At 70.5% G+C, this 16,166-nt stretch carries 16 protein-coding genes; 10 read left to right on the plus strand and 6 right to left on the minus strand.

The features are described 5' to 3' along the window. Positions 1–57: 57 nt before the first annotated feature. Genes ACQPYZ_RS25255 through mmuM form a run of 3 tightly spaced genes read left to right on the plus strand, consistent with a single transcriptional unit; the run spans position 58 to position 2,982 of the window. Positions 58–1,149, plus strand: a complete 1,092-nt coding sequence (locus ACQPYZ_RS25255) for an esterase-like activity of phytase family protein (RefSeq protein WP_433160468.1) — start codon at positions 58–60, stop codon at positions 1,147–1,149. Positions 1,150–1,190: 41 nt separating this feature from the next. Continuing rightward, positions 1,191–2,117: an FAD-dependent oxidoreductase gene (locus ACQPYZ_RS25260; protein WP_433160469.1), complete on the plus strand. Its 927-nt coding sequence runs from the start codon at positions 1,191–1,193 to the stop codon at positions 2,115–2,117. Continuing rightward, a complete protein-coding gene (gene mmuM, locus ACQPYZ_RS25265; protein WP_433160470.1) occupies positions 2,107–2,982 on the plus strand; it encodes a homocysteine S-methyltransferase in 876 nt (291 codons plus the stop codon). The genes ACQPYZ_RS25260 and mmuM overlap by 11 nt, the downstream gene beginning before the upstream one ends. Here mmuM and ACQPYZ_RS25270 read toward each other — a convergent pair. Further along, positions 2,971–4,353 carry a PLP-dependent aminotransferase family protein gene (locus ACQPYZ_RS25270; RefSeq protein WP_433160472.1) on the minus strand — a complete coding sequence of 461 codons (1,383 nt, stop codon included), beginning with the start codon at positions 4,351–4,353 and terminating at the stop codon, positions 2,971–2,973. The two genes, mmuM and ACQPYZ_RS25270, sit on opposite strands and share 12 nt — an antisense overlap. 73 nt (positions 4,354–4,426) lie before the next feature. After that, a complete protein-coding gene (locus ACQPYZ_RS25275; RefSeq protein ID WP_433160474.1) occupies positions 4,427–5,434 on the minus strand; it encodes an NAD(P)-dependent alcohol dehydrogenase in 1,008 nt (335 codons plus the stop codon). Positions 5,435–5,503: 69 nt separating this feature from the next. Here ACQPYZ_RS25275 and ACQPYZ_RS25280 point away from each other — a divergent pair, with 69 nt between their 5' ends. Further along, positions 5,504–6,175: a TetR/AcrR family transcriptional regulator C-terminal domain-containing protein gene (locus ACQPYZ_RS25280; RefSeq protein ID WP_433160476.1), complete on the plus strand. Its 672-nt coding sequence runs from the start codon at positions 5,504–5,506 to the stop codon at positions 6,173–6,175. A gap of 61 nt (positions 6,176–6,236) precedes the next feature. Continuing rightward, complete coding sequence (locus ACQPYZ_RS25285) at positions 6,237–6,662, plus strand: VOC family protein (protein WP_433160477.1); 426 nt, start codon at positions 6,237–6,239, stop codon at positions 6,660–6,662. Here ACQPYZ_RS25285 and ACQPYZ_RS25290 read toward each other — a convergent pair. Beyond that, entirely contained in the window at positions 6,640–7,221 is a 582-nt protein-coding gene (locus ACQPYZ_RS25290) for a TetR/AcrR family transcriptional regulator (protein WP_433160478.1), read from the minus strand. The two genes, ACQPYZ_RS25285 and ACQPYZ_RS25290, sit on opposite strands and share 23 nt — an antisense overlap. After that, positions 7,218–8,156, minus strand: coding sequence for a GTP-binding protein LepA (locus ACQPYZ_RS25295; protein WP_433160479.1), 939 nt, complete (start codon positions 8,154–8,156; stop codon positions 7,218–7,220). Before ACQPYZ_RS25295 ends, ACQPYZ_RS25290 begins: the two co-directional genes overlap by 4 nt. 223 nt (positions 8,157–8,379) lie before the next feature. Here ACQPYZ_RS25295 and ACQPYZ_RS25300 point away from each other — a divergent pair, with 223 nt between their 5' ends. From ACQPYZ_RS25300 to ACQPYZ_RS25310, 3 genes are all read left to right on the plus strand, one after another. Next, complete coding sequence (locus ACQPYZ_RS25300; protein WP_433160481.1) at positions 8,380–9,213, plus strand: alpha/beta fold hydrolase; 834 nt, start codon at positions 8,380–8,382, stop codon at positions 9,211–9,213. Positions 9,214–9,289: 76 nt separating this feature from the next. Continuing rightward, on the plus strand, positions 9,290–9,751 hold the full coding sequence (locus ACQPYZ_RS25305; RefSeq protein WP_433160483.1) for a carboxymuconolactone decarboxylase family protein: 462 nt from the start codon (positions 9,290–9,292) through the stop codon (positions 9,749–9,751). A 4-nt stretch (positions 9,752–9,755) separates the two neighbouring features. Then, positions 9,756–10,475 (plus strand): isocitrate lyase/PEP mutase family protein, encoded by a 720-nt coding sequence (locus ACQPYZ_RS25310; protein ID WP_433160485.1) that lies wholly within the window; start codon positions 9,756–9,758, stop codon positions 10,473–10,475. On the opposite strand, the gene ACQPYZ_RS25315 is transcribed toward ACQPYZ_RS25310, so the two are convergent. Beyond that, positions 10,456–12,342 carry a hypothetical protein gene (locus tag ACQPYZ_RS25315; protein WP_433160486.1) on the minus strand — a complete coding sequence of 629 codons (1,887 nt, stop codon included), beginning with the start codon at positions 12,340–12,342 and terminating at the stop codon, positions 10,456–10,458. The genes ACQPYZ_RS25310 and ACQPYZ_RS25315 overlap by 20 nt on opposite strands. 84 nt (positions 12,343–12,426) lie before the next feature. Here ACQPYZ_RS25315 and ACQPYZ_RS25320 point away from each other — a divergent pair, with 84 nt between their 5' ends. Both ACQPYZ_RS25320 and ACQPYZ_RS25325 read left to right on the plus strand, forming a co-directional pair. Next, positions 12,427–12,930, plus strand: coding sequence for a pyridoxamine 5'-phosphate oxidase family protein (locus ACQPYZ_RS25320; protein WP_433160488.1), 504 nt, complete (start codon positions 12,427–12,429; stop codon positions 12,928–12,930). Between the two features lie 66 nt (positions 12,931–12,996). Beyond that, complete coding sequence (locus tag ACQPYZ_RS25325; protein ID WP_433160490.1) at positions 12,997–13,824, plus strand: aldo/keto reductase; 828 nt, start codon at positions 12,997–12,999, stop codon at positions 13,822–13,824. Positions 13,825–14,140: 316 nt separating this feature from the next. On the opposite strand, the gene ACQPYZ_RS25330 is transcribed toward ACQPYZ_RS25325, so the two are convergent. Then, positions 14,141–16,120 (minus strand): protein meaA, encoded by a 1,980-nt coding sequence (locus ACQPYZ_RS25330; RefSeq protein WP_433160491.1) that lies wholly within the window; start codon positions 16,118–16,120, stop codon positions 14,141–14,143. Positions 16,121–16,166 lie beyond the last annotated feature (46 nt).

Here is a 16,166-nt window from a genome sequence, read left to right on the forward strand (position 1 = left end):
CGGGATAGGTTTCGATCGGTTGCAGTCGTCCAGATTCGCCTTCGCCGGAGGATTGTCATGCGCTGGCACAAGCCGCTCGCCGCTGCCGTTGCCCTGACCGCGCTCGCCACCCCGTTGACCGCCTCGGCCGTGCCCGGCCACCACGGCGGCGGTGATAGAGCCTGCTCGCGGGACGCGAAGTTCCTCGGGTTCAGCGACGCGCTGGACAAGACGACGTACGCCGGTCAGCCGGTGGCCGGGCTGTCCGCGCTGGACGTCACCGGTCGCGACCGTGCACTGGCGTTGGTGGACAACATCGGGACCACACCGGCCCGGGTCTTCGACCTGAGGATCAGCAGCAGGCCGACCGTCGCGGTGGACGGGATGACGATCCTGCGGCGTCCGGACGGTACGCCGTACACGGGCGCCGACTTCGACGGTGAAGGACTCGTGGTCGAGCGCGGTGGGCGGACCATCCTCGCCACCTCCGAGCGGGAGCCGTCGATCCGCCGCTTCCGGCTCGCCGACGGGTTGCAGGTCGGCTCGTTGCCGGTGCCCGCGCGCTTCCTGGTCGCGCCGGCCGGGGAGGCGACCACCAACGCGACGTTCGAGTCGCTCGCGGTCAGCCCGGACGGATGGTCCTTGTACGCCGGGATGGAAGGCCCGCTCGCCCCCGACGGCACCGACGCCGACGGCCGGTCGCGGAACCGCATCATCCGGTACTTCGGTTGGCCGGGTCACGGCTACAAGCCGGTCGCGCAGTACGCCTACCAGACCGACCCGGGGCTGTCGCTGGTCGAGCTGGCCGTGGTGGATCGCGATCAGCTGATCTCCATGGAGCGCACGTTCGTGGCGGGTGTCGGCAACACGATCCGGGTGTTCACGGTGTCGCTGCGGCGGGCCGCCGACGTGACCTCGCGGGCGTCGCTGGCCGACGCACCGGACAAGGTGTTCCTGCGGAAGGAGTTGCTGTTCGACCTGGTGGACTGCCCGCCGTCAGGTGCGGTCGCCAAGCAGCCGCAGCCGAACCCGCTGCTGGACAACGTCGAGGCGCTGGCCCTCGGCGGCTACCTGCCCGGCGGCCGGCGGCAGCTCTACCTGCTGTCGGACGACAACAACGGCGCCACCCAGATCACCCGCTTCTACTCGCTCGCGGTGGACCTGCACTAGCCGCCATGGCGTGATCCCTACCCGCGCGTCACAATGTGTGAATGCGCGTGATCGTGGTGGGTGCGGGCGTGATCGGGCTGACCTGTGCCGTCCGGCTGGCCGAGGGCGGGTACGACGTGGCCGTGTTCGGCCGCGATCTGCCGCTGGAGACGACGTCGGCGGTCGCGGCCGCGATCTGGTACCCATACCTGTCGGCCCCCGAGGACCGGGTGGCGGCGTGGGCCAGGACGTCGTACGACGAGTTCGCCAAGCTGGCCGAGCTCGAGCCGTCGGTGCGGATGCGGCACGGCCGGGAGTTCCTGGTGCACCGGACGCCGGATCCGCGCTGGGCCGACGTACTCTCCGATCTGACCCGGGTGCCGTCGCCACCGACCGGGTTCGAAGACGGGTGGGCGTTCACCGCGCCCGTGATCGAGATGCCCGTCTACCTGCAGTCGCTGGTGAAGCGCCTCGAGCAGGCGGGCGGCACGCTCACCCGCGCGGCGTTGTCGGCGCTGCCCACGACGGCCGACGTGGTGGTGAACTGCACCGGCCTCGGCGCCCGCCTGACCGCGTCGGACCCGACCGTCACCCCGGTCCGCGGCCAGGTGATGACGGTCGAGCAGTGTGGGCTGACCGAGTGGCTGATCGCCGACCGCGCGCCGACGGAGCTCGTCTACGTGATCCCTCGGGACAAGGACGTTGTTGTCGGCGGCACCAGCGAGCCCGGCAACTGGACCCTCGCGCCCGACCCAGAGATCGCGGACCAGATCCTCGACCGCGCGGCCGAGCTGGTCCCCCAGCTCCGCGAGGCGAAGGTCCTCCGGCACCGCGTCGGTCTCCGGCCCGCCCGGCCGACGATCCGCTGCGAGCTCGTCCGGACGACGTCCGGCGAGCCGGTCGTCCACTGCTACGGTCACGGCGGCTCTGGCGTCACGCTGTCGTGGGGCTGCGCCAACGAGGTCTTCGAGCTCGTCCATGGGATCTGACCGGCCGGTCATCCTCGACGGCGGGATGTCGAACGCGCTGGAGGATCGGGGTCACGACCTCTCCGACGCGTTGTGGTCGGCCCGGCTCCTCCGCGATGCACCCGCCGAGATCGCCGCGGTACATCGGGCGTACTACGAAGCCGGCGCGATGGTCGCGACGACGGCCGGTTACCAGGCGAGCGTGGTCGGCTTCGAGCGCGCCGGGGTCCCGCGGGCCGAGGCCGAGCGGCTGATCGGTGACAGCGTGCGGATCGCCCGGGACGTACGCGACGAATTCCCCGGACGCCTGGTGGCCGCTTCGGTCGGCCCGTACGGCGCGATGCTCGCGGACGGCTCGGAGTACCGCGGCCGGTACGGCGTGAGCGCCTCGGTGCTGCGGGACTTCCACGGCCCGCGCCTGGAGTTGCTGATCGACGCGGGGCCGGACCTGCTCGCGATCGAGACCGTCCCCGATCTGGACGAGGCGCTCGTGCTCGTGGACCTCCTCCGCGAGCTCGACTACCCGGCCTGGTTCTCGTACTCGATCGCCGGGTCGGAGACCCGCGCGGGTCAACCGCTCGCCGACGCCTTCGCGGCGGCCGCCGTCGATCGGGTGGTTGCGGTCGGCATCAACTGCTGCGCACCGGAGGACGTCCTGCCCGCCGTCGAGACCGCAGTCGCGGTCACCGGCAAGCCTGCGATCGCCTACCCGAACAGCGGTGAGGCCTGGGATGCCACCGGCCGTCGCTGGACCGGCCCGACCGCGCACACCACGTCACTCGCGTCCGCCTGGTTCGCCGCCGGCGCCACCTACCTCGGCGGCTGCTGCCGAGTCGGCCCAGCCGACATCCACTCGCTCGCCACACAGTTCAGGTCAGACGCCTAGCACCTGGCAGAGGAGGTCGAGGGCGCCCGGGTAGGCGTGGTCAGGAGGGGTTCCGTAGCCGACGATGACGGCCTGGCGCGGGCCCGGGGTGGCGTCGAAATGGTACGTGCCGAGGGTGGTGAGCCCGAGACCTTGGCGGGCGGCCCGCTGGACGATCTCATCGGCGTCGCCCGGTACGTCGAGCAGGACGTGCAGGCCCGCGGAGATGCCGGCCACCTTCACCTCCGGCGCCCGGACGGCGAGCAGTTGGACCAGGCGGTCGCGACGCCGGCGGTAGTGCAGGCGGCAGCGGCGGACGTTCCGGTCGTAGTGGCCGGAGGCAATGAACTCCGCGAGGATCAACTGGTCCAGCGTCGCGGTCTGGAAGTCCGCGGTCCGCTTGGCCGCGACCACCGGCTCGATCAGCCACTGCGGCAGCACCATCCACGCCAACCGCAACCCCGGCGCGAGGCTCTTGCTGGCCGTGCCCGTGTAGACGACCCGCTCCGGGTCCAGCGCCTGCAACGCCCCCACCGACTGCCGGTCGTACCGGAACTCCCCGTCGTAGTCGTCCTCGATCAGCACCGCGCCGGTGTCGCGGGCCCACTCGACCGCCGCCGTACGCCGCTCAGGCGCGAGCGGCACGCCCGTCGGCATCTGGTGCGCCGGCGTGAGCAACGCGGCCTGGCCCGACAACGCGGACACCTGGGCACCCAGCCCGTCGACCGGGACCGGCACCGGGTCGAGCCCGCGTGACCGGATCACGTCCAGGTGCAATGCGTAGCCGAACTCCTCCACCGACACCGTCGTCCCGCCGCGAGCCTTCAGCACCTCGCTGAGCAGGCTCAGCGCCTGCACGTACCCGGAGCAGATCAGGATCCGCTCGGGATCGGCCCGGACCCCACGCGCCCGGGCGAGGTAGTCGGCGAGCACCCGGCGCAACTCGGCCCGGCCCCGCGGGTCGCCGTACCCGAAGGCCTCGTTGGGTGCCGAGGGCAACGCCTTGCGCGCGGCCGCCAGCCACTCGCCGCGCGGGAACATCGACAGATCCGGCGCCCCCGGCCTCAGGTTGTACCGGAACGTGGTCTCCGTCGGCCCGGGCGGCAGCGGCGGTACGGCGCCCGGCGGCGTGCTCGCGCGGTTGGCGACCACCGTGCCGGACCCCTGGCGAGCGGCCAGCCAGCCTTCGGCGACGAGCTGGCCGTAGGCGTCGGCGACCGTGTTCCGGGCGATGCCGAGGTCCTTGGCCAGCGACCGCGAGGACGGCAGCCGGGTCCCGGCCGGCAACCGGCCGCTCCGGATCGAGTCGTGCAACGCGCGCACCAGGTCGTTCCGCCCTCGCGTCGCCGCCAGATCCAGATGCAGATCCGACCCCGCCGAAGTGCCCTCCATGCCCTGGACCTTATCCCGCGGACCGCCCCCGGCCCGGCTTCACACCGTGACCGCGAGCTTGCCCGGACCGCCTTCACACCGTGATCGCGACCTTCCCCCGGACTGCGCCGGCGTCGAGGTGGCGCATCGCGTCCGGAACCTGCTCGAGGGGGTAGGTCCGGTCGACGCTCGGCGTCACCTGGCCGGCCTCGATCAGTGGGGTGAGCCGCTCGAGGTCGCGGCCGCGTTCCTTGTTCACGAACATGGTCAGCCGCTGGCGGACGAACGGTGACGCGATCAGGAAGCCCAGTTGCCGGTGCATCCCGCCGGTCAGGTCGCCGCCTTCCTCGCCACCGGTGACCACCGCCGTCCCGGTGGACTTGAGCGCCCGGCGTACCCGGGACAGCGACGGGTTGCCGGCGATGTCGATGATCACGTCGTAGCGGCCCGGGGTCGCGGCGAAGTCCTCGCGGGTGTAGTCGAGGACGTGGTCCGCGCCGAGCGCCCGGACCAGATCGAGCTTGGCGGTGCTCGCCATGCCGGTGACCTCGGCGCCGAGCGCCTTGGCCAACTGCACCGCATAGCTGCCGACGCCGCCCGATGCTCCGGAGATCAGCACGTGCTGACCCGCCCGGACCCGGCCGACGGTGACCGCGTCCTGAGCCGTCAGCGCGGAGATCGGGACCACCGCGGCCTGCTCGAACGTGAGGTTGGCCGGCTTTCGGGCCAGCTTGTCCTCGTGGCCGACGGCGTACTCCGCGAACGAGCCGGGCGCGACGCCGTACACCTCGTCGCCCACGGCGAACCTGGTCACCGCCGGGCCGACCGCCTCGACGAGGCCGGCGACGTCCCGCCCGGGCACGGGGTTGCGTGGCCTGCGGAGGCCGAAGGCGAGGCGGAGCAGGTACGGCTTGCCGGTCATCAGGTGCCAGGTGCCGCGGTCGAGGCCGGCCGCGCGGACGCGGACGAGCACCTCGTGGTCGCCGATCGTGGGCCGGGCGAGCCGTCCGGCGCGCAGGACGTCCGGCGCGCCGTAGGTGTGCTGCAGGATCGCCCGCATGGTCGTGGCGCTCGTGGTGCTGGTGGTCGTGGTGGTCTTCATGGGTTCCAGCCTTTCGTACTAAGTACGGCCAGCGTATCGTACTTTGTACGAAACTGCTATGGTCCGGGGATGGAGAAAGCTGCGGTGGACAAGTCCCAGGAGCGCACCCGGCTCAGTCGGGAGCGGGTGCTGGCGGCGGCGGTCGCGGTGGCCGATGCGGGCGGGCTCGGGTCGCTGACGATCCGGTCGCTCGCCCAGCAGCTGGGCGTCAAGCCGATGTCGGTCTACTACCACGTGGCGAACAAGGACGAGATCCTCGACGGCATCGTCGACTTCGTCTTCGACCAGATCGAGCTGCCGGCGGCCGGCGGCGACTGGCGCACCGAGATCCGCCGGCGGGCGGTGTCGGCCCGGCAGGTGCTGCGCCGGCACAGCTGGGCGGTCGCGCTGATGGAGTCGCGGACGACTCCGGGGGCGGCGACCCTGCGCCACCACGACGCGGTCATCGCCACCCTGCGCGCGGCGGGTTTCTCGCCGGCGATGACCGCGCACGCGTACGCCGTACTGGACGCGTTCGTGTACGGGTTCGCGGTCCAGGAGGCGGCGTTGCCGTTCGAGGGCCCGGACAGCGTGTCCGGTGTGGCCGACTCGATCATGGAACAGTTCGCGGCCGGCGACTATCCGCACCTGGTGGAGATGGCCACCGAGTTCTACGCGCTGCCCGGGTACGACTTCGCCGACGAGTTCGACTTCGGCCTCGACCTGATCCTCGACGGCCTGAGCGCTCGCCGGGAGGCTTGACCCTCCGGCGACCGGAGGGTGGAGCGTCGGTGGTGACAGCAGCGAGAGAGAGGAACCTGCCGTGATCACCAGCATCTTCCCGGTCGTGTGCGCCGACGACGTGGCGGCGACCCGGGACTTCTACGTGGACCAGCTCGGCTTCCGGTCGATCTTCGACGTCGGGTGGTACGTCCAGCTCGAGGCCCCCAGCGGCGCGCGGCCGCAACTCGGCATCGTCGACCGCGAGCACGAGAGCGTTCCCGAACGCTTTCGGCTCCGCCCGGCCGGGGTCCTGGTCTCGATCGAGGTCGACGACGTCGACGCCGTCCACGACCGGATCGCCGCGGCCGGTCACGAGATCGCCTTCAGCCTGCGGAGCGAGGACTTCGGTCAGCGGCACTTCATGACGCTCGACCCCAGCGGCACGCTGGTCGACGTGATCACGCCGATCCCGCCGTCCCCGGAGTACGCCGCGGCCTACGGCCTCACGGCGGAGGGGACGTCGTAAGCGACTCCGCCAGCATGTCGATCATCGCCGCGTGCCGCTTGAGCGCGGTGTCGGAGCGGCCGAGCGCGATCACGTCGAGGAACACCCGGCTGACGATCAGCTCGGCCGCCGCCCGGACCCGGGCCGGGTCGGCGACCACGTCGTCGGCACCGCTGAGCACCTCGGCGACCGTGGTGGCCGCCTCGGCGAACAACTCGGCCGCGCGGGCGGCGATCTCGGGACGCGCCTGCGCCTCCCGGAACACGATGATCCGCACCGAACGGTTGAGCTCGAGCTCGTCGGCCATCACGCTGACGACCGCCCGCAGCCGCTGCCGGATCGACCGCCCGCGCGCCGCACTGGGGAGTACGTCGCCCGGCGTCGGCCGCTCCTGGACGATCGCGAGCAGCAGGTCCAGCTTGGTGTTGAAGTGGTAGAAGACCAGCCCGGACGGGACCCCGGCCTCGTGCGCGATCCGGGCCGTGGACGTCGCGTCGTACCCGCAGTCGGCGAACAGGCGCTCGGCGGTCTCGATGATCACCTGGCGCTTGGTGTTCTTGGCGGTGGCGTGCGCGGTCATGGATCGCTCCGTCCAGCGGACGGCCGGTGATCCCCCTTCAGATCCGCGGCTGCCTCGGCGGCGCGCCGGAGTGCCTTGAAGATGTAGTCCGGCACCCGCAGACCTTGCCGGTGCGCCCACAACAACTCGTGCTCGACCCGGCCGATCTGGCGGGCGTAGTGCTGCAGGTCGGCCTCGTCACCGGTGCTCATCTCCAGCGCGGTCATCACCTCGCCGAACTCGACGCGCTGCCGGTCGTTGTCAACGCCGACCGGGCCGAAGGTCCGCTTGCGCAAGGTCCGCACCACCCACCGCTGCCAGCCGCCCAGCTGCGCCCAGAGCTCCCGGGCGGCCATCTGGTAGTAGGCGAAGTGGCCCGGCTCCTGCCGTTTGATCGGGCCGACCACGGTGGCCGCGATCGCCCGTTCGCCCAGCTCGATCAGGCCGGCGTGAAGCTTGTTGTAGGCAAGCACCGCGGAGCGCTCGGTGGCCAGGCCGGTCAGGTAGTACAGCATCCGGCTCACGTCCTGGATGCCGCGCGCCCGGCCGAGCGCACCGAGGAACTTCAGCTTGAACGACACGTCGGTCAGGTTGGGCTCGGCGCTCTCGAGGCCGGCCAGCACCTGGACGCGGTCGAGGATGATCCCGTGGTGGGTCTCCTGCGGCAGCCACACGTCGGCGTAGAAGTGCCGATCGACCTCCGGCGGGTCGGGCAGCAGGATGTTCAGCTCGAGCACGTTCCGCTCGACCTCGAGCTCGACCCGCGACATGTAGGACAGCACCGCCCCGAACCGGTCGGCCAGCTCGGCCGGCCGGTTGATCGTGTAGTCCACGCTGTCCAGCGGGATCGGCGGATGCTCCTCCCCGAGCCGGTCGACGTGGTCGGCCAGTTTCGTCTGGTTTCTCCTCCGGCGGTCCCCCCGACGACGAGAGACCGACGCATTCGCCAGCGCCATTTCGCGGCACCTCACTTCGTCGAAGGAACGCCCGGTCGATCACTGTCCAGCATAGCGACCAACTGACTGATCAGTCAGTCAGAAACCTGTGAACTCAGCGACATCTGCTGTTCGGCGCCCGGCCACCGGTGGACGGGTCTGCGGCTAGCATCGCGGCAACGCACCGGGCGGCAACAGTCCCCGGTGTCCGATCTGCTGATACACAGCCGAAGGGGAGAGCCGCGTGACCGACCAGACCACTCCAGCTCCGTCCGCACCGGAGTCCGGGTACGCGCCGGTGAACGGCCTGCAGATGTACTACGAGCTCCACGGCTCCGGGGGGACGCCGCTGCTGCTCCTGCACGGCGGACTGTTCAACATCGACCTGCAGTTCGGCGAGCTGCTGCCGAGCCTGTCGGCGAACCGCCGGGTGATCGCCACCGACTTCCAGGGGCACGGCCGGACGAACGACGCCGACCGCCCGCTCGGCACCGAGTCGCTGGCCGCCGACGTCGTCGGGCTGCTGGAGCACCTCGGCGTACCGGCGGTGGACGTGTTCGGCTTCAGCGTGGGCGGCGCGGTGGCCCTGCACCTGGCCATCCGCCACCCGGAGCTGGTGCGCAAGGCAATCATCTCGTCGGTCTCGTACCACCCGAGTGGCGACCGCGAGGAGAACTCCGACGCGGTCGGCGAGATGAAGGTCGAGATGATCGCCGGTACGCCGATGGAGGCGGACTACCTGGCCAAGTCACCACACCCGGACCACGAGCACCTGCAGGTCCTGCTGACCAAGCTCGGCGGCTACGACATCGGCGGCGACGGCTGGTCCGACGACGACATCCGCGGGTACGCCGCGCCGACGCTGATCACCGTCGGCGACAACGACGCGGTCAAGCTCGAGCACGCGGTGAAGTTCGCGCGGTTGCGCGGCAGCGACGTGAACGGCGACTTCGTCGGCGTCCCGGCCTCGCAGCTCGCGGTCTTCCCCGGGACCACGCACTTCTCCGGTCTCGCCCGGACCGACCTGGTCCGCGATGTCGTCCTGACGTTCCTGGACGCGCCGATGCCGGAGGCCTGAGCCGGCAGAATTGGCCCCTGGATCTACTCTCGAAGTGGACCAGGGGACTGGGCCTTTCGAGGCCTATGTTGGTGCCATGAGCACCTCGACGCGGCGGGTCAAGCTCGCCAACCTCGTTCCCGACTTCTACCAGGCGATGATCGCGCTGGACGCGGTGTCCGCGACCGGGCTGGACCCGAAGCTGGCCCATCTGGTCCGGATCCGGGCGTCCCAGCTGAACGGCTGTTCCTACTGCACCGATATGCACTCCCTCGACCTGCTGCACCTCGGCGACAACCAGCAGCGGATCAGCCTGCTCCCGGTCTGGCGGGAGTCCCGCACGTTCTACTCCGAGCAGGAGCAGGCCGCACTCGAGCTGACCGAGGCGATCACGCTGGTGAGCGTGGACCACGTCCCGGACGAGGTGTACGACGTCGCCGCCCAGGCGTTCGACGACAAGGGTCTCGCCCAGCTGATCGCGCTGATCGTCACGATCAACGCCTGGACCCGGATCGGCGTCACCGGACGGATGCAGCCCGGCCACTACCAGCCGAGCTGACGCGATGGCATCGAAGGCCGAGCTGTTCCGCGCGCTGCACCACGGCGGTCCGCCGCTGATCCTGCCGAACGCCTGGGATCCGGTCAGCGCGCGGATCGTGGCCGAGGCCGGGTTCCCCGCGGTCGCGACCAGCAGCGGAGCGATCGCCCGGGTCCTCGGGTACGACGACGGCCAGCTGACCCCGGTGGCGGAGATGTTCACCGCGGTCGCGCGGATCGCCCGCGCGGTCGACGTACCGGTCACCGCGGATCTGGAGGCGGGCTACGAGCTGCCGCCGAAGGAGTTCGCCGAGCGGCTGCTCGAGACCGGCGCGGTCGGCTGCAACCTGGAGGACTCGGTCGACGACGTCCTCGTCGACCCGGCCGAGCAGGCGGACTACCTGGCCGAGGTGCGGGCCACGGCCGGGGCCGACCTGGTCATCAACGCGCGGGTGGATACGTTCCTCGGGGGCGAGGACGTTGCCGACGCCATCGATCGCGGGCGCCGGTACCGGCGGGCCGGCGCGGACTGCGTCTACCCGATCTTCGCGCCGGTGGACGTGCTGCCCGAGGTCGTCACCGGGATCGGTGGCCCGATCAACGCGCACGCCGCACCCGAGGGTCCGACCGCGGCCGAGCTGATCGCGGCCGGGGCCGGGCGGATCTCGTACGGGACGAGCGTGCACAAGTACCTGATGGGCACGTTGCGCGACTTGTTGCCGCGGCTCAGTCGAGACCCAGCCTGAGTGCGTAGACGAGGGCCCAGTCCTGGTCGTTGGCCAGCGGGTCCGCGACGTACGCCGGCTGGCCGTTGACGCAACTGGGGTAGACGAAGGCACAGGTCGCCGTACCGTCGGTCGCGAAGTTGACCAGGTTCGCGCGCAGGATCGCGTCGGTGGCCGCGTCCAGCCAGGTCGCGGTCTCCGGATCGACCAGCTCGCGCGGCCAGGCGGCGTACACGACCGCACTCAGCGCGGACCAGTAGTGCGGGAAGACGTCGCCCCACAACCGCAGCCGGCCGAACCAGTACCCGTCCCAGTGCCGGATCGGCACGTGCCGGAGCCGTGCGTCGGGCTGGTCGGCGGCGAACGCGGTCAGCCAGCTGAGGCGGCGGTTCAGCTCGGCGCCGTCGAACTCACCGGGCGTGATCCGGTACGCCGAGACGAGGAGCTCGAGCAGTGGCGCGACCATCGACTGCTCGTAGTTCACCTCGTGCGGCGGCAGCTCGTCGCCGTACTCGATGAACGTCCGCGCATGCTCGACGAGCCGGTCGTGCAGGCCGAGCTCGCTCAGCAGCGGGCCGAGGTCGAAGGCGAGGAAGTGCGCGCCGCCGAGCTCGTAGTACCGCTCGAGGATGCGGGTCGCGCCGGCCCGATCACCCTGGCCGAGCAGGAACCGGGCGAACCACGGGAAGTTGTACAGCCGGACTCGTCCCTGATGGATGCTGTCGTCCTGGACCGTGCCGTCCTCGTCGACCAGGTGCTCGCGGACGAACCGCTCGTACCCGGCGAGCGCCTCGTCCAGCTCGGCGCGGTCGCCCCACCCGCGATCGCGGACCTCCTGCAGCAGGATCGCCATCCCGATCCGCTCGCGGGCGTCGGACCAGTCGCCCCACGCGGCGGAGAGCACGGTCAGTCCGCTCTCGTTGTCGAACGGCACGAACGCGTACCGGCGGCTGTCGGCCAGCTCGGGACGACGTTGGTGGTCGAGGATGAACCGGACGCGTCGTTCAACGATCTCCCGCAGCGGTTCGTGGAACAGGACCCCGATCCGCGCGGTCCGCTTCCCGTCCGTCGCCTCCACGTGCTGGAGACCGGGCTCGTCACTCGTCACCTCGGCCGGTCCGCTTCCGCCGAGCCGGATCGTCTCGCCGGTCCGCGCCGCCAGGCGGTCCGCGTCGATCAGCGGTTGCCGGTCCGCGTGAAAGGCGGGCAGGTCGTCGTACCAGGAGAGCTCCCAGGTCCAGCGGTACGACGCTCCCGGCGCGAGCGTGATCGGAGTCTGGCCGCCCATCGCGTGCGGCGCGCGGGCGTGGTCGGTGACGTGCAGATAGAGGTGACCGCGGAGGTTGCTGCTGGTGCCGGCCTCGCGGGACTCGACGGAGTACGCCCACAGCTCGCCCTCCTTGAGCTGGAGCCCCAGACCGGGACCGCTGCCGTCCATCGGGACCGCCCAGACCCACGCATCGGCGCCGCCCGTCCACACGTGCGCGTGCACCGCCCCGGTCAGGCTCTCCCGGCTCGAACGGTAGGTGTCGCGGTACGGCGTACTGATCGCGAGCGAACCGATCTCGACCGGCTCGGCACTCGTATTGCGGAGCTCGTACGTCTCCGTCCACTGCTTGCCGAAGCGGCGGCCGACCCGCAACTCCAGATCATCCAGTTGGTAGAGCAGGTCGATCCCGGTCTGCCGCCAGCGCACCAGCGCCGGATGGTCGAACCGCCGACTGCCGCCGGTGGTGACCACGAACCCCTTGCCCCAGGCGTGCAACGTGTCGTGCACGCCGCCGTCGTCGTCGAGCAGCACCTGCCGGCCGTCCGGGTGCACCACCCGCTCGACCGCGCCGTCGTCACCGACCTGGACCGTCCCGGCACCGAATCCGAAAATCTCCACGATTCGTCAACCTACCGATGTCGAGGACCGTCCGTCGGCTTCGTCCCCTGGGTGAAAGCAACCTCCGATGGAAGGATCCGCACCATGACCACGACCATGACGCCGGAAGAGATCGCCACCATCCTGGCCAAGCCCTACGCCCAGGCGCTGCTGAACGGCAACGAGCCCGCCCGGATGGCCTACACCGGGCTCGACGGCGATCCGCGGGCCATCCCGATCGGCTTCTGGACCGAAGGCACCCAGATCGTGATGGCGACCGCCTCGAAGTCGGCCAAGGTCGCCGCCCTCCGCAAGAACCCGCGGGTCGCACTCACCATCGACACCGGCGCCTTCCCGCCGAAGGTCCTGCTCATTCGCGGCTCCGCCGAGGTCGAGGTCGTCCAGGGCGTCCCCGAGGGCTACCTGACCGCCGGCCACAAGGTGATGACCGACGAGCAGTACCCCGACTGGGAAGCCGGCGTGAAGGCCCTCTACTCCGAGATGGTCGTCATCACCATCACCCCCACCTGGACCAAACTCCTCGACTTCGAAACCACCATCCCCAAAGCCGTCGAAGACCTCATCCAGCAGAAGTCGGCAAGCTCCTGAAGTCCCCCACGCGTGCTACTCAGGCTCACGGCGGACAGGTGTTGGCCTGCGTGGTACAAGAGGTGCATGACCGACAACGCGCAGGCGACCCGAACTCTGTCGAACGGCGAGACGATCCCGGTGCTGGGGTTGGGCGTCTGGCAGGTGCCCGACGGCAAGCAGACCGAGCAGTCGGTCTCGATGGCGCTCGAAGCCGGCTACCGGCTCATCGACACCGCCCAGGCCTACGGGAACGAGGCGAGTGTCGGCCGCGCCATCCGGAGCAGCGGCATCCCGCGGGAGGACATCTTCCTCACCACGAAGTTCTACCCGGGAAGCCGCGACCCGCTGGTCGAGGCGGAGAAGAGCCTGCGGCGGCTCGACACCGAGTACGTCGACCTGTACCTGATCCACTGGCCTCAGGGCGGGCCGACGTGGGCCTGGCCGGGCATGGAGAAGGCCAGCGAGGCCGGCCTCGCGAAAGCCATCGGCATCTCCAACTTCGGCGCGGACGAACTGCAGGAGCTCCTCAAGGTCAGCCAGATCCAGCCGGCGGTCAACCAGATCCTGTTCAACCCGTTCGACTACCGCCGGGCGCTGGTCGAAGCGTGTGAGCAGGCCGGCGTGGTCGCCCAGGCCTACAGCCCGCTGGGCACCGGGCAGCACCTGAATAATCCGGTCGTCGGCCGGATCGCCGAGGCCACCGGCCGCACCCCCGCGCAGGTCCTGATCCGCTGGGCGATCCAGAAGGGCCTGTCGGTCATCCCGAAGTCGACCCACCGCGAACGCATCGAACAGAACTACGCCGTCTTCGACTTCACCCTCGACGACGAAGCAGTCACCGCCCTGGACGCCCTCGACACCACCACCCAAACCCCAGACGCCCTAGCCCCCTCAGACAAGTGGTGGTCTTAACCCCCTCCCCCGACCAGGCACCGGGCAACAGCAGCGCGACGTGAGTTCGAGCCGCACGTGTCAGCTCCGCGGTCACCAATAGGCACAGCCGACTGACGCTTTGCACAGCACGCGTGTGGATGCATACGCCGGTTACCCACGGCGGGCGGTCCGCTGACGAACGGACGCCGACAAAGCCCTCCACCGCGGGCGGCAGCCCGCACAGTGCGGCGGTAGCCGCGGGATCGCGGGCGGTAGCACGCAAGGAGAACTGGGCGGGCGGGAGCGCGCGGAGCGGGGCCGACGAAGGAGGCTCCGCGCAGCACGCGTGGGGTAATTACAGTTTGTTGGCTTGGCGGATGACGGTTACTACGTCGGACATCATGCCGGTGAGGTCGTAGTCCTTGGGGGTGTAGACGGCGGCGACCCCGGCCGACAGCAGCGTCCGGGCGTCGGCGTCGGGGACGATGCCGCCGACGACGACGGGGACGTCTTCGAGGCCGGCTTCGCGGAGGCCGGCGACGACCTGCGGGACGAGTTCCATGTGCGAGCCGGACAGGATCGACAGGCCGACGCAGTGGACGTCCTCGGCGACCGCGGCGGCGACGATCTGCTCGGGGGTCAGCCGGATGCCTTGGTAGATCACCTCGAACCCCACGTCCCGGGCCCGTACGGCGACCTGCTCCGCCCCGTTCGAATGACCGTCCAGCCCCGGCTTCCCGACCAGGAACCGCAACCGCCCGCCCAACTCCTCGGCCGTGGCGGCAACCTGGGACCGTACGGCGGCGATCGCCGTACCGCCCGCGGAGACGCCGACCGACCCGGACACCCCGGTCGGCGCGCGGTACTCGCCGAACGTCTCCCGCAGGACCCCGGCCCACTCCCCCGTCGTCACGCCCGCGCGGGCGCACTCGAGAGTGACCGGCATCAGGTTGTCCGTGGTCTTGGCCACCGCCCGCAGCTTGGTCAGCGCAACCTCCACGGCCGCAGCGTCGCGCTGAGCACGCCATTCCCGCAGAGAGGTCAGAGCGGCCTCCTCGGCGGCCGGGTCGACGGTCTGGATCGCGGTGTCGAGGTCAGCGGTCAGCGGCGACGGCTCGGTGTTCTCGAACTTGTTCACCCCGACTACGACCTGCTCGCCGGACTCGATCCGCTGCCGGAGCTCGGCGTGCGAGGCGACCAGCGCCTGCTTCAGGTAGCCGCTCTCGACCGCCGCGACCGCGCCGCCCATCGCCTGCACCCGGTCGATCTCCTCGCGGGCACCCGCGACCAGCGAGTCGACCTTCGCCTCGATCACGTGCGACCCGTCGAAGATGTCGTCGTACTCGAGCAGGTCGGACTCGTACGCCAGGACCTGCTGCATCCGCAGCGACCACTGCTGGTCCCACGGCCGCGGCAGGCCGAGCGCCTCGTTCCAGGCCGGCAACTGCACGGCCCGCGCGCGGGCGTTCTTCGACAGCGTGACTCCGAGCATCTCGAGCACGATCCGCTGGACGTTGTTCTCGGGTTGCGCCTCGGTCAACCCGAGCGAGTTCACCTGGACGCCGTACCGCAACCGGCGGGCCTTCGCGTCCGTCACGCCGTACCGCTGCAGCGTCAACTCGTCCCACAGACGGACGAACGCGCGCATCTTGCAGGTCTCCTCGACGAACCGTACGCCGGCGTTCACGAAGAACGAGATCCGTTGCACCACCTCGCCGAAGCGCTCCGGCGGCACCTGCCCGGCGTCCCGTACCCGGTCGAGTACGGCGATCGCCGTCGACATCGCGAACGCCAACTCCTGCACAGGCGTCGCCCCGGCCTCCTGCAGGTGGTAGCTGCAGATGTTGATCGGATTCCACTTCGGCATCTGCGCGACCGTGTAGGCGATCACGTCCGTGGTCAGCCGCAGCGACGCGTCCGGCGGGAACGCGTAGGTTCCACGCGACAGGTACTCCTTGACGATGTCGTTCTGCGTCGTCCCGGTGAGCTCGGACGGCAGCGCGCCCTGCTCCTGCGCGGCGACCTGGTAGAGCGCGAGCAGCCACATCGCGGTGGCGTTGATCGTCATCGAGGTGTTCATCCGCTCGAGCGGGATCCGGTCGAACAGCGCCCGGACGTCACCGAGGTGCGCGACCGGCACGCCGACCTTCCCGACCTCGCCCTTGGCCAGCGGGTGGTCGGCGTCGTAGCCGGTCTGCGTCGGCAGGTCGAAGGCGACCGACAGGCCGGTCTGGCCCTTGGCCAGGTTCCGCCGGAACAAGGCGTTGGACTCCGCCGCGGACGAGTGGCCCGCGTACGTCCGCATCACCCACGGTCGATCCTTCTCGGTCGCCATGTACCCGAGAGTAGGACTACGTTCGCTTGTGAGTCCTCACCTCGTG

Source organism: Kribbella sp. CA-247076 (genome assembly GCF_050942445.1).
Taxonomy (GTDB): Bacteria; Actinomycetota; Actinomycetes; order Propionibacteriales; family Kribbellaceae; genus Kribbella.

Excerpts from the sequence above, each read along its gene's own strand:
- ACQPYZ_RS25320 (WP_433160488.1), top strand. The coding sequence starts at position 12,427 with ATGACCACGACCATGACGCCGGAAGAGATCGCCACCATCCTGGCCAAG.
- mmuM (WP_433160470.1), top strand. The coding sequence starts at position 2,107 with ATGGGATCTGACCGGCCGGTCATCCTCGACGGCGGGATGTCGAACGCG.
- ACQPYZ_RS25260 (WP_433160469.1), top strand. The coding sequence starts at position 1,191 with ATGCGCGTGATCGTGGTGGGTGCGGGCGTGATCGGGCTGACCTGTGCC.
- ACQPYZ_RS25275 (WP_433160474.1), bottom strand. The coding sequence starts at position 5,434 with ATGAAGACCACCACGACCACCAGCACCACGAGCGCCACGACCATGCGG.
- ACQPYZ_RS25295 (WP_433160479.1), bottom strand. The coding sequence starts at position 8,156 with ATGGCGCTGGCGAATGCGTCGGTCTCTCGTCGTCGGGGGGACCGCCGG.
- ACQPYZ_RS25270 (WP_433160472.1), bottom strand. The coding sequence starts at position 4,353 with ATGGAGGGCACTTCGGCGGGGTCGGATCTGCATCTGGATCTGGCGGCG.
- ACQPYZ_RS25280 (WP_433160476.1), top strand. The coding sequence starts at position 5,504 with ATGGAGAAAGCTGCGGTGGACAAGTCCCAGGAGCGCACCCGGCTCAGT.
- ACQPYZ_RS25255 (WP_433160468.1), top strand. The coding sequence starts at position 58 with ATGCGCTGGCACAAGCCGCTCGCCGCTGCCGTTGCCCTGACCGCGCTC.
- ACQPYZ_RS25310 (WP_433160485.1), top strand. The coding sequence starts at position 9,756 with ATGGCATCGAAGGCCGAGCTGTTCCGCGCGCTGCACCACGGCGGTCCG.
- ACQPYZ_RS25325 (WP_433160490.1), top strand. The coding sequence starts at position 12,997 with ATGACCGACAACGCGCAGGCGACCCGAACTCTGTCGAACGGCGAGACG.
- ACQPYZ_RS25330 (WP_433160491.1), bottom strand. The coding sequence starts at position 16,120 with ATGGCGACCGAGAAGGATCGACCGTGGGTGATGCGGACGTACGCGGGC.
- ACQPYZ_RS25305 (WP_433160483.1), top strand. The coding sequence starts at position 9,290 with ATGAGCACCTCGACGCGGCGGGTCAAGCTCGCCAACCTCGTTCCCGAC.
- ACQPYZ_RS25290 (WP_433160478.1), bottom strand. The coding sequence starts at position 7,221 with ATGACCGCGCACGCCACCGCCAAGAACACCAAGCGCCAGGTGATCATC.